Raw genomic sequence first — 23,050 nt, forward strand, 5'->3', positions numbered from 1 at the left:
CGCCTCGACCCCGACCCCGACGACCCCGACTCCGACGACCCTGACTCCGACGACCCAGAAGCCAGAAGGGCAGCACTGATCCGCACATGGAACTGTTCCTGCAAATCCTCGTCATCGCGACCAGCATCCTGCTGTGCGTGCTGATTCTGCTGCACCGGGCCAAGGGCGGCGGTCTGTCCACCCTCTTCGGCGGCGGCATGGCCTCCAACCTGTCGGGGTCGACGGTGGCGGAGAAGAACCTGAACCGCTTCACGGTGATCACCGCACTGATCTGGTTCGTCGCCATCATCGGCATCGGCCTGGTGGTCAAGTACCAGTAGCCACGTGACGTGGTCCGGCCCCGGGAACGCTCAGGCGTTCCCGGGGCCGGCGTCGTCTCGGTGTTCAGAGCGCGACGGCCGCCGCGTCATCGAGGAACCACACGGTTTTCTCGCTGCCCACGGCGCCCGCCGCGGGCACGTCGACCGCGTCCGTCCCGGCCATTGCGGCGGCCGCCGCCTCCGCCTTGGTTCCGCCCGCCACCAGCAACCACACCTGCCGGGCGCGCCGCACCATCGGAAGCGTCAGCGTGATGCGGGTCGGCGGGGGTTTGGGGCAATCCCTTACCGGCATCGCGGTGGCCGCCTGCTCCGCCACGGCCGGCGAGCGCGGGAAGATCGAATTTATGTGGCCCTCGCCGCCCATCCCCAGCAGGTGCACGTCGAACGCGTCGACCGGCTCGACGAGCCCCGCGTACCAGCGTGCTGCCCTATCGACATCCCCGGCGAAGACGCCGTCGTCGGCGGGCATCGGATGGACCAGGGCCTGGTCGACGTGCACGTGATCGAGCAACGCTTCACGCGCCTGCAGTTCGTTGCGGTCGCGGTCGTCCGCGGCGACGAAGCGCTCGTCGCCCCAGAAGAATTCGACGTTGTGCCAATCGACGTCCGCGGTGCGCAGCGCGGCCAGCAATCCGATGCCGGCACCGCCGCCGGTGAGCACCACGCGGGCACGGCCCCGTTGCGCGATGGCCTCAGCGATGAGCGCAGTGAGTCGGTCGGCCGCAGCGGTGACGATGCCGTCCTGGTCGGCTTCGCGGACGATCTCGGTGGTCATTCCAGCTCCTTCCCGTCCGCCCGGGGGGCGCGGATCCGGTGTACGTTCGGTCGCCCGCGGGGAGGGCGCGCGGCCGTCAGGACTCGTAGGTGACGCGCGCTGCGCCTGCCAGCGCGTCCTCGTAGATCTCGTCCGGGTCCAGCCGCCGGAGCTCCTCGGCGAGGCAGTCCCACTCATGGCGGTGCGCCAGCGCCACCCGGCTGTCCCGTTCGCCCGGCCGGCTCAGGACGGCGACGGTGTCCGAAACGCGCATCAGCGACACGGTGTCGTCGCCCGAGTGCAGGGCGGCCCCCTCGGCGCCGTTGCGCCGGATCACGGGCACGTCGAGCGCGGTGGCCAGCCACCCGGCCAGCAGGTCTGCGGATGGATCGTCCGCTGGGCCAGTGACCTCGGCGCGGTCGATCGGCGAGAACTCGGGATGCTCTACGGCCGTCGCCAGCAGGGCGCGCCACGCCGTGATGGCGGGCCACGCCAAGTCGGTGTCGCCGCTCGCATAGCCCGACCACCGCCGCTGCAACAGGTCGCGCGGCTCCGCCGTGGACGGCCCGGTGATCCGGCGCAGCGCGATGCGCCCCAGCGGATCCTCCCGCGGCACGTCCGGGCCGTCGCCGGGCCACCAGGTGACGATGGGCGTATCCGGCAGCAGGAACGGGGTCACCACGCTGTCGCTGTGGGAAGACAGTGCGCCGTGCAGCCGCAGCACCACGACCTCGGATGCGCCCGCGTCGGCCCCGACTCGGATCTGTGCGTCGAGAACCGTACGCTCCGAGCGGGAGTGGTGGACGACGACGATGATGCGGCACGGATGCTCACGGCTCGCCTCGTTGGCGGCTTCGATGGACCGTTCCGTGTCGGCCTCGTCGCCGATTCCCACCACGAGGGTGAGCACGCGACCCAAGGTCACCGCACCGCCGGCCTCCCGGACCTCGTAGAGGCGCTGGATCACGTTCTTCGTGGTGGTGTCGGGCAGGTCCACGATCATGGGCGCCGCCACTCCCTTCCGGACCTGCGGAGCATCGCATCCGCTGACGACGGCCCCCAGCCGCCGGACTCGTAGGGCTCGGGCGCACCGCCGGCCGCCCACGCCTCGAGCACGGGCTCGAGGATCGCCCAGGACAGTTCCACTTCCTCGCCCACGGGGAACAGTGACGGCTCGCCGAGCAGCACGTCGAGGATGAGCCGCTCGTAAGCCTCGGGAGAGGAGACGGTGAACGCCTGCCCATAGCTGAAGTCCATGTTGACGTCACGGACCTCCATGGACGAACCCGGCACCTTGGATCCGAAACGGACGGTGATGCCCTCGTCCGGCTGCACCCGGATCACCAGGGCGTTCTGCCCGAGTTCCTCGGTCATCGTCGTGTCGAACGGCAAGTGCGGCGCGCGGGTGAAGACGACGGCGATCTCGGTGACCCGGCGCCCCAGCCGCTTGCCCGTGCGCAGATAGAACGGCACTCCCGCCCATCGCCGCGAGTCCACCTCGAGTGTGATCGCCGCGAAGGTCTCCGTCGTGGATCCCTCGGCGAAGCCCTTCTCCTCCTGCAGTCCGCACACCTGCTCGGAGCCCTGCCACCCGCGGGCGTACTGCCCGCGGGCCGTGGTCTCGGACAGCGGCGCGGCCAGTCGCGTCGCCGAGAGCACCTTGATCTTCTCCGCCTGGATGGCGCGCGGTTCGAAGCTGACCGGCTCTTCCATGGCGGTGAGCGCAAGGAGTTGCAGCAGGTGGTTCTGGATGACGTCGCGTGCCGCGCCGATGCCGTCGTAGTAGCCGGCGCGTCCGCCCAGCCCGATGTCCTCGGCCATTGTGATCTGCACGTGGTCGACGTAGTGCGAGTTCCACAGCGGATCGAACAGCTGGTTGGCGAAGCGCAGCGCCAGGATGTTCTGGACTGTTTCCTTGCCCAGGTAGTGGTCGATGCGGAAGACGTTGCGCTCGTCGAACACCTCGGTGATGGCGCCGTTGAGGGCCCGGGCGCTCTCGAGATCGTGGCCGAACGGCTTCTCGATCACCACGCGGCGCCAGTGGTCCCGCTCGCCGGGCGACGTGCCGTCGGGGCGCCCGCCGGCGAGCAGTCCCGCCTCGCCGGGGGAACCGCTGCGGTCGCTCCTGTCGCCGCCCTGCTCGGCCGGCAGGATCCGCTCCTGCGCGAGGCCGTGCGCATCCAGGTGGGCGCACACGGACGGGAATGCGTCCGGCGGAATGGCCAGGTAGAACGCATAGTTTCCGGCGGTGCCGCGTTCCGCGTCGAGCCCGGCTAACGATTCCGCCAGGCGCGCGTAGGCGGCGTCTTCGTCGAACGCGCCGCCGACGAACCGGATCCCCTCGGCCAGCCGCTCCCATACCGCCCTCCTGAACGGTGCGCGGGTGCGCCCCTCGATGGAGTCGAGCACGAACTGCCGGAACTCGTCGTCGGACCATTCCCGGCGCCCGAACCCGACGAGCCCGAAGCCGGGCGGCAGCAGACCGGCCGCGGCCAGGTCGTACACGGACGGCAGGAGTTTCTTGCGCGCGAGGTCGCCGGTGACGCCGAAGATGACCAGGCTGCACGGCCCCGCGATCCGGGGCAGGCGCCGGTCGCGGGGGTCGCGCAGTGGGTTGTGCGGAGTGACGGGCAGGTCGCCCGTGTGGGGGGAGCGCACCCGTCAGCGGGCGGATTCGAGTTGGCCGCGCACCGATTCCATGAGCTCCGACCAGGACACGTCGAACTTCTGCACGCCCTCACGCTCGAGCAGGCCGAAGACGTCGGCGAGGTCGACACCCGCTGTGGACAGCGTGTCGAAGACCTCCTGCGACTCCGCGCCCCGCCCGCTGACCGTGTCGCCCTCGACCACGCCGTGGTCGGCGAATGCTTCGAGCGTCTTCTCCGGGACCGTGTTCACCGTGTCAGCGGCGACGAGGCCGGTGATGTAGAGCGTGTCGGGGTAGTCGGGGTTCTTCACCCCGGTGGACGCCCACAGCGGACGCTGTACGGTGGCGCCCCGGCCCACCAGCGCGTTCCACCGCTCGTTCGTGTCGGTGAAGACCTCCTCGAACGCGGCGTACGCCAGCCGGGCGTTGGCCAGGCCGGCCTTGCCCTGCAGCGCCTTGGCCTCCGCGGTGCCGATGGCGTCGAGGCGCTTGTCGATCTCGCTGTCCACGCGGGAGACGAAGAACGACGCCACCGAGTGGATCTCGGCAAGCGGGTGGCCTGCCTCCGCGGCGGCCTCGAGCCCGGACAGGTAGGCGTCCATGACCTCCCGGTAACGCTCCACCGAGAAGATCAGCGTGACATTCACCGACACGCCCTCCGCGATGACCCGCGTGATGGCGGGCACGCCTGCGGGGGTGGCCGGGATCTTGATGAGCAGATTCGGCCGGTCGACCGTCTTCCACAGGTCGAGCGCCTGCGCCACCGTGCCGTCGGTGTCCGCGGCCAGCGTGGGATCCACCTCGATGGAGACCCGCCCGTCCACGTGCGCGGAGGCCTCGTACTGCTCGCGCAGCACGTCGCAGGCGCGGCGGACATCGTCCGTGGTCAGCTCGCGGATCGCGTCCGCAGTGTCGCCGCCACGGGCGGCGATCTGCGCGATCTGGGCGTCGTAGGCGGTGCCCTTCGACAGCGCGCCGGCGAAGATCGTCGGATTGGTCGTGACGCCCACGACGCTGCGGGTCAGTGCGAGCTGCGCGAGGTTGCCGCTCTCGAGGCGGTCGCGCGACAGATCGTCGAGCCAGACGGACACACCCGCCGCACTGAGCTTGTTGAGACGTTCGTTGGTCGGCATGATGGGTCCTCCTCAGGCCTCGCCGTTGACGTTTCCGCCGGCCGCGGCGGTGATCGACCGCCGGGCCGCGGCCACCACCGCGTCGGTGGTGAAGCCGAACTCGCGGAACAGGGTCTTGTAGTCGGCGGATGCGCCGAAGTGCTCGAGCGACACCGCCTCGCCCGCGTCGCCGAGGACAGCGCGCCACGGCATCGCGATGCCGGCCTCGACGCTCACGCGGGCGCGCACCGCGGGAGGGATCACCGCGTCGCGGTACTCGGCGGGCTGGGCGAGGAACCACTCGAGGCACGGCATCGACACCACGCGCGCCGCGTGGCCCGCAGCCTCCAGCGCCTCCCCGGCCACGACGGCGAGCTGCAGCTCCGAGCCGGTGGCCACGAGGACCACCTCGGGCGTCTCCGCCGAGCCTGGGACCAGCACGTAGCCGCCCTTCGCAACGCCCTCCCGTGCGGCGTCCGCGGTGCCCGGGAAGACGGGGATGTTCTGGCGGGTCAGCGCCAGCGCGACGGGGCCGTCGCGGTGCTCGATCGTGGCACGCCAGGCCGCGGACGTCTCGTTGGCGTCGCCGGGGCGCACGACGGCCAGCCCGGGGATGGCGCGCAGCGCGGCCAGGTGCTCCACCGGCTGGTGCGTGGGGCCGTCCTCGCCGAGGCCGATCGAATCGTGGGTCCACACGTACGTGACGGGAAGGCCCATCAGCGCGGCCAGGCGCACGGCCGGGCGCATGTAGTCGCTGAACACCAGGAACGTGCCGCCGTAGGGCCGGGTGGGCCCGTGCAGCGCGATGCCGTTGAGTACCGACCCCATCGCGTGTTCACGGATGCCGAAGTGCAGCGTGCGGCCGTACGGGTGCGCGGTGTAGGTGGAGGTGCTGATGGCTTCGGGACCGAAGGAGTCCGCGCCGTCGATGGTCGTGTTGTTGCTGCCCGCGAGGTCGGCGGAGCCGCCCCACAGCTCCGGAATTACCGGGCCGAGCGCGCCGAGCACCATCTGCGACGCCTTGCGGGTGGCGACCCCGGATGTGTCGGCGTCCCAGGACGGCAGCGCGGCGTCCCACCCGCCGGGCAGGCGACCGGCGACGAGGCGGTCGAACAGCTTCTTTCGCTCGGGCTCGCGCCCGGCCCAGGCGTCGAATCCCTTCTGCCAGGCGGCGTGCGCCTCCGCGCCGCGTCCCCGCACGGCGCGAGCATGTTCGAGCACATCGTCGGCCACCGCGAAGCTCACGGACGGGTCGAAGCCCAGCGCCTCCTTGACTGCGGCGACCTCGTCCGCGCCGATGGCCGCGCCGTGGATGGCGCCGGTGTTCATCTTGTTCGGCGCCGGGTATCCGATGATCGTGCGCAGCACGATGATCGACGGCCTGTCTGTGACGGCCTGCGCCTCCTCGGCGGCCGCGAGGATCCCGGCGACGTTCTCGCCGCCCTCGACCCGCTGCACGTGCCAGCCGTAGGCCTCGTACCGCGCGGCGACATCCTCGCCGAAGGCGATCGCCGTGTCGTCCTCGATGGAGATCTCGTTGTCGTCGTAGAAGACGATGAGGTTGCCCAGCTGCTGTGTGCCCGCGAGCGACGAGGCCTCCGAGGTGACGCCCTCCTGCATATCGCCGTCCGAGGCGATCACCCAGACGTGATGATCGAAGGGGCTCTCGCCCTCTTCCGCGTCGGGGTCGAACAGCCCGCGCTCGCGGCGCGCGGCCATCGCCATGCCCACCGCCGAGGCGAGCCCCTGGCCCAGCGGACCGGTCGTGATCTCCACGCCCGCGGTGTGCCCGTGCTCCGGGTGCCCCGGGGTGAGGCTGCCCCAGGTGCGCAGCGCCTCGATGTCGGCCAGCTCGAGGCCGTACCCGGAGTAGAACAGCTGGATGTACTGGGTGAGGCTGCTGTGGCCGCAGGAAAGGACGAAGCGGTCGCGGCCCGCCCAGGCTGGATCCGCCGGGTCGTGTCGCATGATCCGCTGGTAAAGGGCGAAGGCGAGCGGCGCGAGGCTCATCGCGGTGCCGGGGTGGCCGTTGCCGGTCTTCTGCACGGCGTCGACGGCCAGCACACGTGCGGTGTCCACGGCCTTCTCGTCGAGTTCGGACCAGTCCTCAGGCAGGACGGGGACGGTCAGGGCGCGGATCTCATCTGTAACCGACACGTGCGGATGACTCCTGGGTTCGCGGTTGGGTGGGTTCGCGGTGGGGGTGGGTTCGCGGTAGGGGTGGGTTCGCGGTGGCGACGTCTGCGGTACGGCGCCGACCCCGGGCCTCGGACGCCGAACCCGGCGGGCGGCCTGGCGCGACCGGGGACCGGCGGTGCGCCCCCGTCTGCCACACTAGTGCGCGCACAGGCGGGGGTCGATTCCGAGTTCCGGCCACCGCCGCCGGCCGGTCCGGGCGGACTGTGATCCGCAGCTCGTCGGTGCCCGCGAGTTTCCGTTGCGCAGCCCAGGCACTACCATGCTCTGTAGTAGATGTGCGCCGGTGCCGGTATGGCCGCTCACGGAGCCGCGTCGAAACCCTTCCCTCGTCGATCGACGTCGATATTCACGCCTCGCAAGCAGGCGTTCCGCAGCGCGGAGCACGGCGACGGAGGAGGATCGGTCGCGACGGGGAGCAGCGGCCCTCCGTGGCCGGCGCTCCGTGGCGGCCGGCCGAGCGCCGACGCCGCATCCAGGCCGGGCGAGAGCACTAGGAGAACGTGTGCGGACAGTGGATCAGGCCCATGGACGCGACAACACCGGCGTCCGAGGCGGCCAGGCCGCTCCCACGGGTCCCCGCGGGGCACTGGACTCCGCGCCGCGGACCCTGCGCGGGCGGCTGACGCGCGTCCGCGAGGTGTTCGGCGCGTACATCGCCCTCACCAAGCCCCGCATCATCGAGTTGCTGCTCGTCGCCACCATCCCCGCGATGCTGCTGGCGGACCGCGGCGGGCTGGACCTGCACGACGTCCTGCTCATCCTCACCACGCTGTTCGGCGGCTTCCTGGGCGCGGCCAGCGCCAACACGCTCAACTGCGTGGTGGACGCGGACATCGACAAAGTCATGAAGCGCACCAAGAAGCGCCCGCTCGCCGCGGACACCATCACTACGCGTCAGGCGCTCGTATTCGGCCTGGTGTTGGGCGCGGGCTCGTTCGTGTGGCTGTGGTTGATGACCAACCTGCTCTCCGGCCTGCTCATCGTCGCCACGATCGCGTTCTACGTGCTCTTCTACACCAAGGTTCTCAAGCGGCGGACGCCGCAGAACGTGGTGTGGGGCGGCGCGGCCGGGTGCATGCCGGTGATGATCGGCTGGGCCGCGGTCACCGGCACGATCGGCTGGCAGGCCGTGGTGATGTTCCTGATCATCTTCTTCTGGACGCCGCCGCACACCTGGGCGCTGGGCATGCGCTACCGCGAGGACTACGAGGCCGCCGGCGTGCCGATGCTCCCGGTCGTCGCCGAGCCGCAGGTGGTCACGTGGCGCATCGTGCTCTACACCGCCGCCACCGTGCTCACGACCTTCGCGCTGATCCCCGCCGCCGGGCTGCTCTACGCCATCGGCGCCGCGGTCATCGGGGCGTGGTTCCTGGGCATGGCCATCCGGTTGCACAAGGGCGTCAAGAACGGCGCCGAGGTCCAGCCGCTCAAGTTGTTCATCCTGTCGAACAACTACCTGGCGGCGGTCTTCCTCGTGCTCGCGGTGGATTCGATCCTCGACCTGCCCACGGTCGCCTCGCTCGTAAGCTGACCTCTCCGGCCGGGGCCGGACCGTGGCGCCCGTCAGTCGGGCAGCAGCACGATCGAACCGGTGGTGCGGCGCGCCTCCAGGTCCGTGTGCGCCCGCGCGGCGTCGTCCAGCGGGTACCGCGCCGCCACCCGCACGTCCAGCGTCCGGTCAGCGATCGCCGCGAACACCGCGCCCGCCCGCCAGTCGAGCTCGGCCCGCCCGGCCACGTAGTGCGCCAGCGTCGGCCGGGTGAGATACACCGACCCCGCCTCGTTGAGCCGCTGCGGGTCGAACGGCGGAACAGGCCCGCTTGCCGCGCCGAACAGTGCCAGCGTCCCCCTCATCCGCACGCACCGGAGGCTCTGGTCGAACGTGGACCGGCCCACTCCGTCGTAGACGGCGTCCACCCCGGTGCCGTCGGTGAGATCGCGCACCCGGTCCGCCAGCTCCGGGCCGTACCGGAGCACGTGGGCCGCCCCGGCGGCGCGGGAGAGCTCCTTCTTCTCGTCCGTGGACACCGTGGTGATGACCCGGATGCCGCGCGCGGCCGCCATCTGTGTGAGCAGCAGTCCGACGCCGCCGGCGCCCGCGTGCATGAGGACGGTGTCGCCACGGCGGGCCGGATACGTGGAGGTGATCAGGTAGTGCGCCGTCATACCCTGCAGCAGCGCCGAGGCCGCGACCGCGTCGTCGACGCCCGACGGCACGTGGACGGCCACATCCGCAGGCACCACGGCGTGCTGGGCGTAGGTGTCGGTGCCGCTGGCCCACGCGACCCTGTCGCCCACGGCGAAGCCCTGCACCTCCGCACCCACCTCGGTGACGCGGCCGGCTCCCTCGATGCCGGGGACGAACGGCAGTGGGCGCGGATAGGTCCCTGTCCGGAAGTAGGTGTCGATGTAGTTGACGCCCACCGCGTCGACCGATACAGCGAGGTCTGCCGGCCCCGGCTGCGGGCGGGGAAGGTCGGCGGGACGCAAGACCTCCGGCCCGCCGTACTCGAGGATCTGGATTGCGCGCATGATGCCGTTCTACACCTTGCACCGGCCGTCCAGAAGAGGGCGGGAGGGGCAGTCGGCTGCGCGTGCGCCGGGCGCCGCGGTGGGCACCGTCGGCCGGGCCGGTAAGGTCGTCCGCATGAGCGAGAAGGCTGCCACATCGATCCGGAGTTTCATCGCCGCGCATGGCGGTGCGGCCAAGGCCGTCCTGCAGCCGGTGGGTCTGCGCGGCGTCCGCATCACCCTGGTGGGGGCGGACGGGATCATGGGCGATGAGATGGTCGATTCGATGGCCGACGCGCAGGCCGTCGTGGAGGCGGTCCCGGAGCTGACGACCTCCGACTGGGACCGTGATCTGGTGGCGACCGCCACCCCCGCGCCGGGGCACGTGCAGAAGATGGCCGGCTGGTCCGGCCGCGGGCTCTAGAGCCGGGCCACGCCCAGCGCGGACGCCCCCGGCCGGGGGCGTGCGCGCTACTCGAACCGGAAGGTGCGCACGGCGGCCGCCCCGCCCAGCACGCCCCACACCACCAGGACGCCCAGCGCGGCCCAATCGACGGCACCCGACTGCGCTTGCAGCAGGGCTTCGGTGAGCGCGCCGGACGGCAGCAGCGTGGCCAGGGTGTACACGGCGCCGGAGACGTCGTCGCGGATGAGTACCAGGCCTGCGACGGCGAGCAGTGCGAACCAGATGATATTGGCCAGCGCCAGCACGATCTCCGCCTTGAGCCGGCCGCCGACGAGCAGGCCGAGCGTGGCGAAAGCGACGGTGCCGATCGTCACCGACAGCAGTACCAGCCCGATTGTGGCCGCGCCCGGCCGCCAGCCGAGTGCCGCGGCGATCGCACCGAGGATCACCAGCTGGCCGAGGATGACGATGCCGACCGCGCCGCTCTTGCCCGCGACGATGCCCCACTTGGGCAGGGCTGTGGCGCCGATCCGTTTGAGCGCGCCGTAGCGGCGGTCGAATCCGACGGCGATCGCCTGGCCGGTGAACGCGGTGGACATCACCGCCACCGCCAGCACCATCGGCAGGACGTGGTCGACACGGGGGTCGGCGAAGTCGCCGAACGGCAGCAGCGTCACCGCGACGAGGATCGCAATGGGGATGAGCAGGGTGAGCATGAGTTGTTCCCCGTGACGCAGCAGCAGGGTCAGCTCCATCCGCACCTGGGAGCGCAGCATCGCGGCGGGACGCGCCGCCGCGGGAGCGGGCGTGAATATGCCCGCAGCGAAACGCCCGGCTGAATCTGCCGCCGTGCCTACGGCCGCCGTTCCTTCCGTCGGCGCGCCCTCTGTCCTCGGCGCACCGGGCACCGTGCTGTCGTTCATGCTCGCAGCTCCCGTCCCGTGAGTTCGAGGAACACGTCCTCCAGGCTGCGCTTGGCCGTGGACAGACCCGCCAGCAGCACGTCGTTGTCCACGCACCAGCCCGTCAGCGCCGCCACGACCCGCGGGGTCGCCTCACCGGAGACCGTGTAGCGGCCAGGGGCGGGTTCAGCGACGCGGGCGTCGCCGGGCAGGCAGGCCCCGATGGCCGCGACGTCCAGGCGCGGGGGAGCGGTGAATGTGATCCGTCGCCGACCCGCGCCCGTGGTGAGCTCGGTCGGCGATCCACTCGCCACGGCCCGCCCGTGGTCGACGATGACGACACGGTCCGCGAGCTGCTCCGCCTCGTCCATCAGGTGCGTGGTGAGCAGGATCGAGACCCCATCGCGGCGGAGTGCGTCGACCAGCTCCCAGACCACGTTGCGCGCCTGCGCGTCGAGACCGGCCGTGGGCTCGTCGAGGAAGACCAGCTCCGGGCGGCCGACGATCGCGCACGCCAGCGCCAGGCGCTGCTGCTGCCCGCCGGACAGGCGCCGGTAGGGGGTGCGCAGCGAATTCTCGAGCCCCAGAACCGAGACGAGCCACCGCGGATCCAGCGGGTGCGCGGAGTACGAGGCGACAAGGTGGAGCATCTCCCCGGCACGCGCGCCCGGGTACGCTCCGCCACCCTGGAGCATCACCCCGATCCGCGGCTTGAGCCGGGCGGCGTCGCGCACCGGGTCGAGTCCGAGCACCCGCACCGTGCCGGCATCCGGACCGGCGAAGCCCTCGCACATCTCGACCGTGGTGGTCTTCCCCGCGCCGTTGGGCCCCAGCAGCGCCAGCACCGTTCCGGGGTCCATCGTCAAGTCGAGGCCGTCCACCGCGGTGACGGTGCCGAATTTCCGGACGACGCCGGACAGTTCCACTGCGGGGGCCGGCCCCTCGGGGCGCGGAGCGGAGTCACGGGACCGCAGCGGAGCCGACGGAGCCGTGGGAGAACCTGGCTTCACGACTTACCAGCGTATGTCGCCGGTTTCGTCGCGGTGCGCCCGGGCTGCCTTCGCGTCCATTCGATCCGCCGGCGGGTCGCCTGGCGGATCACGACGATGGTGAGCAGGGCCGCCAGTGCAGCCTCGACGATGACGAACGGCGGATACTCACCACCGTTGGGCGTCGGCCCCACCAGGCAGACAATGGCGGATACCGCGACCGCGGGCACGCGGAAGGCCGGCGTAGTGGCCCAGGCCGCAAGCGGCACGAGTGCCCACAGCAGATACCACGGGTGCACCACCGGGAACAGGATCACGAGGATCGCCAGCGAGACTCCGAGCCCGCCCACCGGGTGGATGCGGCCTGAATGGGTGGCGATGAGCATGCGCAGCACTCCGAGCGCCACCAGGACGAAGGCGATCGGCTTCATGATGGCGAGCACGGCCGTCGTGTGATTGCCCAGGCCCAGAAGCATGCCGGTGCCGCCGGTGCCCATCCCCAGCAGCGTGGTGATCGACATCCAGCTGCGCACCTCGCTGGCCGTGCCCAGCGTGGCGACCCAGCCGAATCCCAATCCCGTCGCCCAGGCGAACAGGGCCTGGCCCGCCACGGCGAGGGCGCCCAGCAACGCCGCCACCCAGACCACGTTGCGCATACCGGGACCGCGCCGCCGCGCGAAGGCCACGCCCACGAAGCCCAGGGCCATGATCGAGGGGATCTTGATGGCCGACGATGCGACGATCACCCCAGCACCGGCCAGGAGCAGCAGCCACCCACGCATCCCGAACGGGTCGGTGTCGTAGACGGCGCGCAGGCAGATCTCGAGGCCCGCGACCATCAGGCCGATCATGAGCGCCTCGTTGTGGATTCCGGCGATCAGGTGGAGGAACACGAGCGGGTTCGCCGCGCCCAGCCACAGCGAGGTGACCGGGGCGATGCCGCAGCGCTTCGCGAGCCGGGGGAGCGCCCAGATTATCAAGCAGACGCCGCCCACCTCGAGCAGCCTGTGCAGCAGCACCCCGACCACCACGTTGTCGCCGCTCATCGCGCCGATCACCTTGCCCAGCCACAGGAACAGCGGCTCGTAGGGCGCGGGGGTGTCGCGCCAGATCGTCGGCACGCTGCGCGTGAGCACATTGTCGACGCCGAGCGCCTGCGCCGGCCCCAACGAGTACGGGTCCATTCCGCGCGCGGTGATCTCGCTCTGCGCCAGGTACGAGTAGACGTCCTTGCTGAACATCGGGGGCGCCACCAGCAGCGGCAGCATCCACAACAGCATTGTGCGGTCCATTTGCGAACGGCTGAGCCGGCGCGGCGTGTTGCCCTCACGCAGCCGTCCGACGGCGAGTCTTCCCAGCAGCAGCCACGCGATGACGAGCATCGCCGTGCCCGTCATCGCCACCGTCAGCGCCACCGTGGGCATCCGGGAGAGCAGCCCGATCACGCGGTGCCCGTACACCGGGTTCTGCAGCACCGGCTGCGCACCGGCACCCAGGGCACCGGCCGCCATGAGCACCGTGCCGCACGCGCCGAAGCGGCGCACCGAGCGCAGCTGACGCGTTTCGTCGGGATCGAGCCCGGCCGCCTCCTGCTCCACCCGGTGCAGGTGCGAGACGCGGGCACCGGCCTCGCCGGGGGCATCACCGCTGGGCAGACCGGCGACACGCCGCAGCCGCCGCACGAGCGGGTGCGCACGCTGATCGGTGCCGGTCGGTGTCACGATGAGTGAGCGTAATGGGAGCGGCGTGCCGGGCTCCCGGCGCGGCCGCTGTCGTGAGTGTCGCCACTCGTCGCCCGGACGTAGGGCACCCTTGGTGGATCTGGGCGGGCAATTCCGTCACACTGGTGTTGTGAAATCCGATCCAGTACGCACACGAGGCGCCGCAACCGGCGCGTCGGGCTGTGCGTCCGGCCCGGATGACCGCGGTCCGGAGGCACGCCCGCCGATGGTGCAGGCGCACCATTCGGCAGCAGGTCCCTCCCATCCGGACGCGCCCGTCTCGGGGGAGGCGGGCACGCGTGCCGAAGTGGTGAGGCTCCTCCTCGAGGAGGGCCCCCTGTCCGCCACTGCCATCGGCTCCCGGCTGGGGCTCAGCGCCGCGGGCGCGCGCCGGCACATCGAGGCTCTTGTGGAGCAGGGCCAGGCGATGGTGGCCAGTGGCGCCGGTGCGCGCAGGCGCGGCCCCGGCCGCCCGGCCAAGCAGTTCCAGCTCACCGCCGCCGGCCGCGCCGGCCTGGGGCACGCCTACGACGATCTCGCCGGCGAGGCGATCCGCGCCCTGCGCGAGCTCGGCGGCGAGGACGCGGTGGCCGAGTTCGCTCGCAGGCGCGTCCGCGCGATCGTCCGGGGCGTCGCAGCCGCGGCGGACGACGCCGGGGGTGCAGCCGCCGACACCTCTCGAGTCGCCGACTCTCAGACCAGCAAGGCATCCGACGAACGCCTCGCCGGCACCGCCGAGGACATCGCCGAGGCCATGACCGACGCCGGCTACGTCGCCAACACGCGGCGGGTCGGCAACGGCGTGCAGATCTGCCAGCACCACTGCCCGGTGGCGCACGTGGCGGCGGAGTTCCCCGAGTTCTGCGAGGCCGAGCAGGAGGCGTTCCGCGACCTCCTCGGCACGCACATCCAGCAGCTCGCCACCATCGCCAACGGCGACGCAGTGTGCACCACCCACGTGCCCCTGGGGCTTCCGCAGGGCGCGGGCGGCAGGCCACACCCCCCGTCCCGGCCGCGCCCGGGATGACATGACCTGGCGGGCACAGCGGCCGCCACCAGCAACCAACCGTACGAGTACCACCCGCACGGAGCGCGTCGCGGGAAGCATCAGACTCCGGAAGGAGCCGGCATGACCATCACGTCGGACCAGGCAGGAACGTCGGGCAGCGCGTCGGCGACGGCCGCACCCGAACCGCTCACGCAGGAGCAGACCATCGAGTCGCTGGGCAACTACGCCTTCGGCTGGTCGGATTCCGACGAGGCCGGTCAGGCGGCCCGCCGCGGACTGAACGAGGACGTGGTCCGTGACATCTCCGAGAAGAAGGATGAGCCCGCCTGGATGCTGGAGAACCGGCTCAAGGCGCTGCGCATCTTCGACCGCAAGCCGCTGCCGGGGTGGGGCGCCGACCTGAGCGGCATCGACTTCGACAACATCAAGTATTTCGTGCGCTCCACCGAGGAGCAGGCGACCTCCTGGGACGACCTGCCCGAGGACATCCGCAACACCTACGACCGGCTCGGCATCCCCGAGGCCGAGAAGCAGGCGATGATCGGCGGCGTCACCGCGCAGTACGAGTCCGAGGTGGTCTACCACCAGATCCGCACGGATCTGGAGGAGAAGGGCGTCATCTTCACCGACACCGACACCGGCCTGCGCGAGTACCCGGAGCTGTTCCAGCAGTACTTCGGCACGGTCATCCCGGCGGGCGACAACAAGTTCTCCGCGCTCAACACGTCGGTGTGGTCCGGCGGGTCGTTCGTCTACGTGCCGCCGGGCGTGCACGTGGACATCCCGCTGCAGGCCTACTTCCGCATCAACACCGAGAACATGGGCCAGTTCGAGCGGACCCTGATCATCGTCGACGAGGACGCCTACGTTCACTACGTCGAGGGCTGCACCGCCCCGGTGTACAGCTCCGACTCGCTGCACTCGGCCGTGGTCGAGATCGTCGTGAAAAAGGGCGGCCGCTGCCGCTACACGACCATCCAGAACTGGTCCAACAACGTCTACAACCTCGTCACCAAGCGCACCCGCGCCGAGGAAGGCGCCACCATGGAGTGGGTCGACGGCAACATCGGTTCCAAGGTGACGATGAAGTACCCGGCCGTGTGGATGACCGGCGAGCACGCGCACGGCTCGGTGCTTTCGGTGGCTTTCGCCGGCGCCGACCAGCACCAGGACACCGGCGCCAAAATGCTGCACCTGGCGCCGCACACCTCGTCGAACATCGTCAGCAAGTCGGTGGCGCGCGGCGGCGGACGCTCGTCGTACCGCGGCCTGGTGCAGGTGAACAAGGGCGCCTACGGTTCGCGCTCCAACGTGGAATGCGACGCGCTGCTGGTCGACCAGATCAGCCGCTCGGACACCTACCCGTACAACGACATCCGTGAGGACGAGGTCACGATGGGCCACGAGGCGACGGTCTCGAAGGTCAGCGACGACCAGCTGTTCTACCTCATGAGCCGCGGCATGACCGAGGAAGAGGCCATGGCGATGGTGGTGCGCGGCTTCGTCGAGCCCATCGCCAAGGAACTCCCCATGGAGTACGCGCTCGAACTCAATCGACTCATCGAACTGCAGATGGAAGGGGCAGTGGGATAGTGGCAACGACGAATCGGTCGCAGGGGGACGCCGCAGGCGCCGCCACGGGAGTGCGCGGCGCCGTGCAGGGCGAGAACCCCGTCACGATCCCCGCCATGAACAAGGGCGAGGTGTTCACCTCGTTCGACGTCGAAGCGTTCGAGGTCCCGTCCGGCCGCGACGAGGCATGGCGCTTCACCCCGATGCGCCGGCTGCGCGGCCTGCACGACGGCAAAGCGAAAGCCGACGGCACGGCGACGGTGGCGGTCACCGGACCGGACGCCCCCGCGGTCTCCGTCGAGACGGTCGACCGGCAGGACGCGCGCCTGGGCCGCGCCGGGGCACCGGCCGACCGGGTCTCCGCGCAGGCGTACTCCTCGTTCGAGACGGCGACGGTGGTGACGATCGGCGCGGAGGCCGCGCCCGCGGAACCCGTCGTCGTGACGCTGACCGGACCGGGTACGGGCAAGACTGCCTTCGGCCACGTGCAGGTGCAGGCGCTGCGGCACTCCAAGGCGGTCCTCATCCTGGACCAGCGCGGCGCCGGCACGTACGCGGAGAACGTCGAGATCCTGCTCGGCGACGGCGCGGACCTCACCGTCGTCGCCATCCAGGACTGGTCCGACGACGCCGTCCACGTGGGCTCGCACCACCTGGACGTGGGCCGCGACGCCAAGCTCACCCATGTGGTGGTGACCCTCGGCGGCGAGCTGGTCCGCATCGCGCCCACACTCAAGTACTCCGGGCCGGGAGGTTCGGCGGACCTGTGGGGCGTGTACTTCGCCGACGACGGCCAGCACTTCGAACACCACCTGCTGGTGGACCACGCCCAGCCGCACTGCCGGTCGAACGTGGTCTACAAGGGCGCGCTGCAGGGCGATCCGACGTCGAAGAAGCCGGACGCGCGCACCGTTTGGATCGGCGACGTCCTCATCCGGGCCGAGGCGGAAGGCACCGACACCTACGAGCTCAATCGCAACCTGGTGCTCACCGACGGAGCGCGGGCCGACTCGGTCCCCAACTTGGAGATCGAGACCGGCGAGATCCGGCGCGCCGGCCACGCCAGCACCACGGGGCGCTTCGACGACGAGCAGCTGTTCTACCTGCGCTCGCGTGGGATCCCCGAGCGGGAGGCGCGGCAGCTGGTGGTCCGGGGGTTCTTCCACGAGATCATCGACCGCATCCCCGTCGAGGTCGTCCGCGCACGCCTGTCCGACGCCATCGAGGCCGAACTCGCGGCCGCCGGGTCCTGACCCGGCCGGCGCACGGCCCACCCCACACGAGCACACACGAAAGAGCCGAATCACCAAGATGAGCAACGCCAAGACCACGCTGGAGATCAAAGACCTGCACGTCAACGTCGCGCAGGAGAACGACTCGGCCGCGCCGATCGAGATCCTCAAGGGCGTCGACCTGACCATCACGTCGGGGGAGACCCACGCGATCATGGGGCCCAACGGCTCCGGCAAGTCGACGCTGTCGTACGCGATCGCCGGCCATCCGCGCTACGAGGTCGTCTCGGGCAGCGTGACCCTCGGCGGCGAGGACGTGCTGTCGATGTCCGTCGATGAGCGCGCCCGCGCCGGCATCTTCCTCGCCATGCAGTACCCGGTGGAGGTGCCGGGCGTGTCGATGTCGAACTTCCTGCGCACCGCGGCCACCGCTGTGCGCGGCGAGGCGCCCAAGCTGCGGCACTGGGTCAAGGAGGTCAAGCAGGCGATGTCCGACCTCGACATCGACCCGGCCTTCGCCGAGCGCAGCGTCAACGAGGGCTTCTCCGGCGGCGAGAAGAAGCGCCACGAGGTGCTGCAGCTCGAGCTCCTCAAGCCCCGGATCGCCATCCTGGACGAGACGGATTCGGGCCTCGACGTGGACGCGCTGCGTATCGTCAGCGACGGCGTCAACCGCTACCGCGAATCCGAGCAGGGCGGCCTCATGCTGATCACGCACTACACGCGCATCCTTCGGTACATCAAGCCGGAGTTCGTGCACGTGTTCAGCAACGGCCGTGTGGCCGAGTCCGGCGGCCCCGAGCTGGCCGACGAGCTCGAGGAGCACGGCTACGAGCGGTTCACCCGCGCCGGCGCCGGGGCCTGAGGCCATGACCGCCACCGTCGGCACTCTGGACGTCGCACGCATCCGCGCGGACTTCCCGATCCTGTCGCGCACCGTCCGCGGCGGGAGCCCGCTGGTGTACCTGGACTCGGGTGCCACCTCGCAGCGGCCGCTGCAGGTGCTCGACGCCGAGCGCGATTTCCTGCTGCGGCACAACGCCGCGGTGCACCGGGGCGCGCACCAGTTGGCGGAGGAGGCCACCGACGCCTACGAGGACGCCCGCGCGGCAATCGCCCGGTTCGTAGGCGCGGGCGGCGGGGACGAGTTGGTGTTCACCAAGAACGCCACCGAATCGCTCAACCTCGTCTCCTACACGCTCGGCGACCCGGCGGCGGGCGCACTGACGGTGGGGCCCGGCGACGAGATCGTCGTCACCGAGCTCGAACACCACGCCAACCTGGTGCCGTGGCAGGAGCTGTGCCGGCGCACGGGCGCGACGCTGCGCTGGTATGGGGTGACCGATGACGGCCGCATCGACGTGGACTCGCTCGAACTCACCGAGCGCACTCGCGTGCTGGCCTTCACCCACCAGTCCAACGTGACCGGTGCGGTGGCCCCGGTCGAGGAACTTGTCCGGCGGGCCCGCGCTGTGGGCGCACTGGTGGTGTTGGACGCCTGCCAGTCGGTACCGCACATGCCCGTGGACCTGCACGCGCTCGACGTCGATTTCGCCGCATTCTCCGGCCACAAGATGCTGGGGCCGTCCGGGGTGGGCGTGCTCTACGGCAAGCCGGAGTTGCTCGACGCGTTGCCCCCCTTCCTCACCGGCGGCTCGATGATCGAAACGGTGACGATGGAGCGCACCACCTTCGCCGCCCCGCCGCAGCGGTTCGAAGCGGGCGTGCCCATGACGTCGCAGGTGGTGGGCCTCGGTGCCGCCGTCGACTACCTGGCGGCCGTCGGCATGGACGCCGTGGCCGCGCACGAGCAGGCACTGGTGGAACGGGCACTGGCCGGCCTGGGCGCCATCGACGGTCTGCGCATCGTCGGACCGGCCACGGCGCAAGACCGCGGCGGTGCCGTGTCGTTCGTCGTCGACGGCGTGCACGCCCACGACTTGGGTCAGGTGCTCGACGACGACGGCGTGGCCATCCGCGTGGGGCACCACTGCGCGTGGCCGCTGCACCGGAGGTTCGGCATCGCCGCGACGGCGCGCGCCTCCTTCGCCGTGTACAACACGGCCGACGAGGTCGACGCGCTCATCGCCTCGGTGCGACATGGGCGCGAGTTCTTCGGCGTGGCCTGAGGTCGGAAACGCATGAACGGAATTGTGCGAGCACAGTCCGCGCCGGCGACGGTCGGACGCGGCCAGGGCGGACGGGAAGGAGCGGGCCGATGAGACTGGAGCAGATGTACCAGGAAGTGATCCTGGACCACTACAAGCATCCGCACGGGCGGGGCCTGCGTGAGCCCTATGACGCCGAGGTGCACCACGTCAACCCCACCTGCGGTGACGAGCTGACCCTGCGCGTGCACCTGGGCCCCGCCGGCGACTCCGCGGAGCAGGCCGTGGTCCGCGACATCTCCTACGACGGCCAGGGATGCTCCATCAGCCAGGCGGCCACCTCGGTGCTGTGCGATCTGCTGGTGGGGACCACACTCGACGACGCCCTACGCGTGGTCGAGAGCTTCCAGGAGATGGTCTCGAGTCGGGGTAAAGTCGAGGGGGATGAGGACGTGCTCGGCGACGGCATCGCGTTCGCCGGCGTGTCCCGATACCCGGCCCGCGTCAAGTGCGCGCTGCTCGGATGGATGGCGTTCAAAGACGCCGTCGTCCAGAGCGGGGCGGGCGCGGCCGTCGACGGTGCCGCGGCACGATGACACCAGCATGACGACACCAGCATGACGACACCGCACGGACGCCATGCGGCACACGACCTAGAATCGCGAGAAACCAGCACCCACCGGAGGGCAGCACAATGACCGAAAGCCAGGTTGCCGGATCGGCTCCATCGCTCGACGACGTCGAGGAGGCCATGCGCGACGTCGTCGACCCGGAACTGGGCGTCAACGTCTTCGACCTCGGTCTCGTCTACGACATCGCGATCGAGGAGACGGGCATCGTCAAGCTCGACATGACCCTCACCTCGGCGGCGTGCCCTCTCAGCGACATCATCGAGGACCAGACGGTGACCGCACTGGTGCGCAGCGGCCTGGCGCCGGACGTCGAGGTCAATTGGGTGTGGATGCCGCCGTGGGGCCCCGACAAGATCAGCGACGACGGCCGCGAGCAGTTGCGTGCGCTCGGCTTCACGATCTGACGCTCTGACGTACCCGGAGGTCGGGGCCACCGCGGGCGAGCTGCCGGCCGGTTACCGGCACATCCGGGCGTCGCTGTGCATCGGACGCGGCGAGGACACGTTCCTCGCCGCGTCCGACGCGCTTGCGCGGTGGGAGGTCCATCGACGGGCAGGTCTGCGCGTGGAGGCGCCCGGCCCGGTCGCGCTCGGCACGGATGTCGTTCTGCGGAAGTTCGGGTTTCGGATCCCCTGCCGCGTCGTCTACACGATCGACGATCCCGCCCGGCACGGTTTCGCATACGGCACCCTGGCAGGGCATCCGGAATCGGGGGAGGAGCGCTTCTGCATCGAGCACCGGCCCGACGGGTCCGTCTATGCCGTGGTCACTGCTTTTTCCAGGCCCGACCGCTGGTTCACCCTCATCGTTGATCCCGCCGCTCGCGCCGTGCAGCGGCGTATGACGGCGCGGTACCTGCGGGCGATGGGCTGCTGACGCTCACGACTGTCCCGTGCGGATACCGGCGCAAAGCAGTGTCCGGCGGGTCGCCGGATCCACCGCGCGAAACAGCGACCACATCGCCGCCGCGGTGGCGGTGACATCGGTGCGCCCCGACAGGAAGCCGCGCTGCCGGGCTGTCGGCAGCGCGAAGAACGCGTCGAAGAATGCGGCCGTCGCCGCCGGATCCAGACTCAGCAGCGCCGACAGGCCAGTCTCCCGGAGCCGCCGTACGGCGCGCGCCGACCACGGCCACAGCGGCCTACCCGGATCGACGCCGCAAACGAGCGCGTCGACGACGGCATCCGTGGCCGACAACGACGCCGCGACGCTGTACCCGGTGCCGGGATGCATCAGTCCCGCCCGCGCCCCGAACGACGGCACCGACCCGATCCGGCGGGGCGCCTGGACAGGGAAGCGGACCCGCTCGATGGTGACGTCCGCGGGTATCGCCACGTCGCGTGCGGACAGTCGTGCGATGAGACGCCGGCGCAGCTCGCCCAGCGGCAGACCGGGGCGGCCCACCAGGCAGGTCTCCTCGAGCAGCACGGTGCCGTCGCCGAGCGGCATGGCGTAGAGGAACGACGGGGGAGCACCGTTGTCCGCTGCGTTGTCGCGCCGCCAGTCCATGAACCACGCGTCGCCGCCTCCGAGCGCGGGTGCGGCGACGTCGCCCGGCACCACGACCCCGAACGCCGTCTGCTCCGCGAGCGCAGGATCCGGCCGCACCCCGCGGGCGTCGATCACCCGGCGGGCGTCGATGCGGGTGCCGTCGCGCAGAGTCACCGCCGTCGGGGTCAACGACGATGGCGCCACCGCCGTCGGGGTCAATGCCGATGGAGCCGGTATCCCGGCCGACCCGCTGATCACCCGGACGGCGGACAAGTCGAGGCGCCGGCGCAACGCAGCATTGTCGAAGATACCGTAGGTGCGGTCCAGCGCGCGTTCCCAGACGCCGTGCACACGAGGGCGGGGGATGCGCGCCCGCCAGACGTCGTCGCCGAGCCAGCCGGGGACCTCGTCCACCCACGCGGCGTACGTCGCACGCCATGGGCGATGCGGGTGCGGATCGATCGCGACCACGTCGAGCCCGCGCGCCGCGGCGCGGTGCGCGAGTGCCCGGCCGGCCGGGCCGAGCCCCACGACGGCCAGGTCCACGGCACCCCCGGCGGACGGCACCGTCGTCACATGCCGCCGGTGGCGAGCAGCCCGCCGTCCACCCGCACCGTGTCCCCGGTCAACCACGCCGCGTCGTCGGACACCAGGAACGCGACGGCCCGGGCCACGTCCTCGGGCGTGCCGATCCTGCCCATCGGGTACTTGCGCGCCGCCTGCTGAGCGTCCTCGCCCACGAGGACGCTCGCGAACGAAGTGTCGATCACGCCGGGCGCCACCGCATTCACGCGGATCGCCGGGGCCAGCTGCCAGGCGAGCTCCTCAGTGAGCCGGATCAGGGCCGCCTTCGACGCACCGTACGCGGAGATGACGCCCGAAGACCGCAGGCCGGCGACGCTGGCGATGTTCACCACGGCCCCGCCGTGCTCGCCCATCCAGGCCTTGTAGGCCTCCTGCATGTACCCGAGCGCGGCGACGACGTTGGTGTCGAAGATCTTGCGGACACCGCCGAGATCCGCATCCATGAGTGCACCGAACACCGGGTTGATGCCGGTGTTGTTGATGAGGATGTCGAGGCTGCCGAAGCGCTCGAGCGCCGCCGCCACCGTCGCGGCACGGTCCTCGTCGTGCCCGGTGTTGCCGACGACGGCCAGGACCCTGTCCTGGGGCGAGCCGGCCGGTGCACCGCCGCAGTGCTGTGCGCGCAGCTCCGCGGCCGCCTCCTCCAGGGGCCCGGCCTTTCGGGCGGTCACCACCACGGACGCACCGCGGGCCAGGAACTCCGCAGTGATCGCCCGCCCGATACCCCGGCTTCCGCCGGTGACGAGGGCGGTCCGCCCGGTCAGGTCGGCGCGGGCGGCGGGGCCGGCGGGGCCGGCGGAGTGCACTGGGTTTTCGTCGAGGGCCATACTCCGACCCTAGTTCTCGGCCGCCCCACGCCT

Annotated in this window: 22 protein-coding genes; 11 read left to right on the forward strand and 11 right to left on the reverse strand. The window is 71.0% G+C overall.

Features of this window, described 5'->3' with window-relative positions; all coding sequences use genetic code 11:
* Positions 1-86 precede the first annotated feature (86 nt).
* On the forward strand, positions 87-320 hold the full coding sequence (gene secG / locus JJ683_RS12575; protein ID WP_182348687.1) for a preprotein translocase subunit SecG: 234 nt from the start codon (positions 87-89) through the stop codon (positions 318-320).
* A 64-nt stretch (positions 321-384) separates the two neighbouring features.
* On the opposite strand, the gene pgl is transcribed toward secG, so the two are convergent.
* The 5 genes from pgl to tkt all read right to left on the reverse strand — a co-directional run bounded on the left by pgl (position 385) and on the right by tkt (position 6,990).
* Positions 385-1,095 carry a 6-phosphogluconolactonase gene (gene pgl / locus JJ683_RS12580; RefSeq protein WP_200174571.1) on the reverse strand — a complete coding sequence of 237 codons (711 nt, stop codon included), beginning with the start codon at positions 1,093-1,095 and terminating at the stop codon, positions 385-387.
* Between the two features lie 76 nt (positions 1,096-1,171).
* On the reverse strand, positions 1,172-2,077 hold the full coding sequence (locus JJ683_RS12585) for a glucose-6-phosphate dehydrogenase assembly protein OpcA (protein ID WP_200174572.1): 906 nt from the start codon (positions 2,075-2,077) through the stop codon (positions 1,172-1,174).
* Positions 2,074-3,732 carry a glucose-6-phosphate dehydrogenase gene (gene zwf / locus JJ683_RS12590; protein WP_307810902.1) on the reverse strand — a complete coding sequence of 553 codons (1,659 nt, stop codon included), beginning with the start codon at positions 3,730-3,732 and terminating at the stop codon, positions 2,074-2,076. Before zwf ends, JJ683_RS12585 begins: the two co-directional genes overlap by 4 nt.
* Before the next feature lie 3 nt (positions 3,733-3,735).
* Positions 3,736-4,854, reverse strand: coding sequence for a transaldolase (tal, locus tag JJ683_RS12595; protein ID WP_200174573.1), 1,119 nt, complete (start codon positions 4,852-4,854; stop codon positions 3,736-3,738).
* 12 nt (positions 4,855-4,866) lie between these two features.
* Complete coding sequence (tkt, locus tag JJ683_RS12600) at positions 4,867-6,990, reverse strand: transketolase (RefSeq protein WP_200174574.1); 2,124 nt, start codon at positions 6,988-6,990, stop codon at positions 4,867-4,869.
* A gap of 628 nt (positions 6,991-7,618) precedes the next feature.
* On the opposite strand from tkt, the gene JJ683_RS12605 reads away from it, so the two are divergent.
* Positions 7,619-8,563 carry a heme o synthase gene (locus JJ683_RS12605; RefSeq protein WP_242474676.1) on the forward strand — a complete coding sequence of 315 codons (945 nt, stop codon included), beginning with the start codon at positions 7,619-7,621 and terminating at the stop codon, positions 8,561-8,563.
* 32 nt (positions 8,564-8,595) lie between these two features.
* Here JJ683_RS12605 and JJ683_RS12610 read toward each other — a convergent pair whose 3' ends face one another.
* Positions 8,596-9,564, reverse strand: a complete 969-nt coding sequence (locus JJ683_RS12610) for a quinone oxidoreductase family protein (protein WP_200174579.1) — start codon at positions 9,562-9,564, stop codon at positions 8,596-8,598.
* Between the two features lie 115 nt (positions 9,565-9,679).
* Here JJ683_RS12610 and JJ683_RS12615 point away from each other — a divergent pair, with 115 nt between their 5' ends.
* A complete protein-coding gene (locus tag JJ683_RS12615; RefSeq protein WP_200174581.1) occupies positions 9,680-9,967 on the forward strand; it encodes a hypothetical protein in 288 nt (95 codons plus the stop codon).
* 47 nt (positions 9,968-10,014) lie between these two features.
* Here JJ683_RS12615 and JJ683_RS12620 read toward each other — a convergent pair whose 3' ends face one another.
* From JJ683_RS12620 to mptB, 3 genes are read right to left on the reverse strand one after another with little or no spacing between them, the layout of a single operon-like run.
* Entirely contained in the window at positions 10,015-10,872 is an 858-nt protein-coding gene (locus tag JJ683_RS12620; protein ID WP_200174583.1) for an ABC transporter permease, read from the reverse strand.
* Positions 10,869-11,825 carry an ABC transporter ATP-binding protein gene (locus JJ683_RS12625; RefSeq protein ID WP_372435296.1) on the reverse strand — a complete coding sequence of 319 codons (957 nt, stop codon included), beginning with the start codon at positions 11,823-11,825 and terminating at the stop codon, positions 10,869-10,871. Before JJ683_RS12625 ends, JJ683_RS12620 begins: the two co-directional genes overlap by 4 nt.
* 32 nt (positions 11,826-11,857) lie before the next feature.
* Complete coding sequence (gene mptB, locus JJ683_RS12630; RefSeq protein ID WP_200174585.1) at positions 11,858-13,561, reverse strand: polyprenol phosphomannose-dependent alpha 1,6 mannosyltransferase MptB; 1,704 nt, start codon at positions 13,559-13,561, stop codon at positions 11,858-11,860.
* 94 nt (positions 13,562-13,655) lie between these two features.
* Between mptB and JJ683_RS12635 the strand changes: the two genes are divergently transcribed.
* The 8 genes from JJ683_RS12635 (at position 13,656) to JJ683_RS12670 (ending at position 20,990) form a co-directional block, all read left to right on the forward strand.
* On the forward strand, positions 13,656-14,588 hold the full coding sequence (locus JJ683_RS12635) for a helix-turn-helix transcriptional regulator (protein ID WP_200174588.1): 933 nt from the start codon (positions 13,656-13,658) through the stop codon (positions 14,586-14,588).
* Between the two features lie 102 nt (positions 14,589-14,690).
* On the forward strand, positions 14,691-16,163 hold the full coding sequence (sufB, locus tag JJ683_RS12640; protein WP_200174589.1) for a Fe-S cluster assembly protein SufB: 1,473 nt from the start codon (positions 14,691-14,693) through the stop codon (positions 16,161-16,163).
* Between the two features lie 95 nt (positions 16,164-16,258).
* Complete coding sequence (sufD, locus tag JJ683_RS12645; RefSeq protein WP_200174623.1) at positions 16,259-17,395, forward strand: Fe-S cluster assembly protein SufD; 1,137 nt, start codon at positions 16,259-16,261, stop codon at positions 17,393-17,395.
* Positions 17,396-17,453: 58 nt separating this feature from the next.
* Positions 17,454-18,239, forward strand: coding sequence for a Fe-S cluster assembly ATPase SufC (gene sufC / locus JJ683_RS12650; protein ID WP_200174590.1), 786 nt, complete (start codon positions 17,454-17,456; stop codon positions 18,237-18,239).
* 4 nt (positions 18,240-18,243) lie between these two features.
* The gene (locus tag JJ683_RS12655; RefSeq protein ID WP_200174591.1) at positions 18,244-19,503 is read left to right on the forward strand and encodes a cysteine desulfurase; all 1,260 of its coding nucleotides are present in this window, start codon (positions 18,244-18,246) and stop codon (positions 19,501-19,503) included.
* 89 nt (positions 19,504-19,592) lie between these two features.
* Entirely contained in the window at positions 19,593-20,078 is a 486-nt protein-coding gene (sufU, locus tag JJ683_RS12660; RefSeq protein ID WP_200174592.1) for a Fe-S cluster assembly sulfur transfer protein SufU, read from the forward strand.
* A gap of 98 nt (positions 20,079-20,176) precedes the next feature.
* The gene (locus JJ683_RS12665) at positions 20,177-20,518 is read left to right on the forward strand and encodes a metal-sulfur cluster assembly factor (RefSeq protein ID WP_143908102.1); all 342 of its coding nucleotides are present in this window, start codon (positions 20,177-20,179) and stop codon (positions 20,516-20,518) included.
* Positions 20,496-20,990 (forward strand): DUF1990 domain-containing protein, encoded by a 495-nt coding sequence (locus JJ683_RS12670; RefSeq protein ID WP_200174593.1) that lies wholly within the window; start codon positions 20,496-20,498, stop codon positions 20,988-20,990. The genes JJ683_RS12665 and JJ683_RS12670 overlap by 23 nt, the downstream gene beginning before the upstream one ends.
* Before the next feature lie 3 nt (positions 20,991-20,993).
* Here the strand turns inward: JJ683_RS12670 and JJ683_RS12675 are convergent, their stop codons facing one another.
* Positions 20,994-22,181: a lycopene cyclase family protein gene (locus JJ683_RS12675; protein WP_307810904.1), complete on the reverse strand. Its 1,188-nt coding sequence runs from the start codon at positions 22,179-22,181 to the stop codon at positions 20,994-20,996.
* Positions 22,178-23,017 (reverse strand): SDR family oxidoreductase, encoded by an 840-nt coding sequence (locus tag JJ683_RS12680; protein ID WP_200174594.1) that lies wholly within the window; start codon positions 23,015-23,017, stop codon positions 22,178-22,180. Before JJ683_RS12680 ends, JJ683_RS12675 begins: the two co-directional genes overlap by 4 nt.
* Positions 23,018-23,050: the final 33 nt, after the last annotated feature.

The organism is Tomitella cavernea (assembly GCF_016599145.1).
GTDB classification, from domain to species: Bacteria; Actinomycetota; Actinomycetes; order Mycobacteriales; family Mycobacteriaceae; genus Tomitella; species Tomitella cavernae.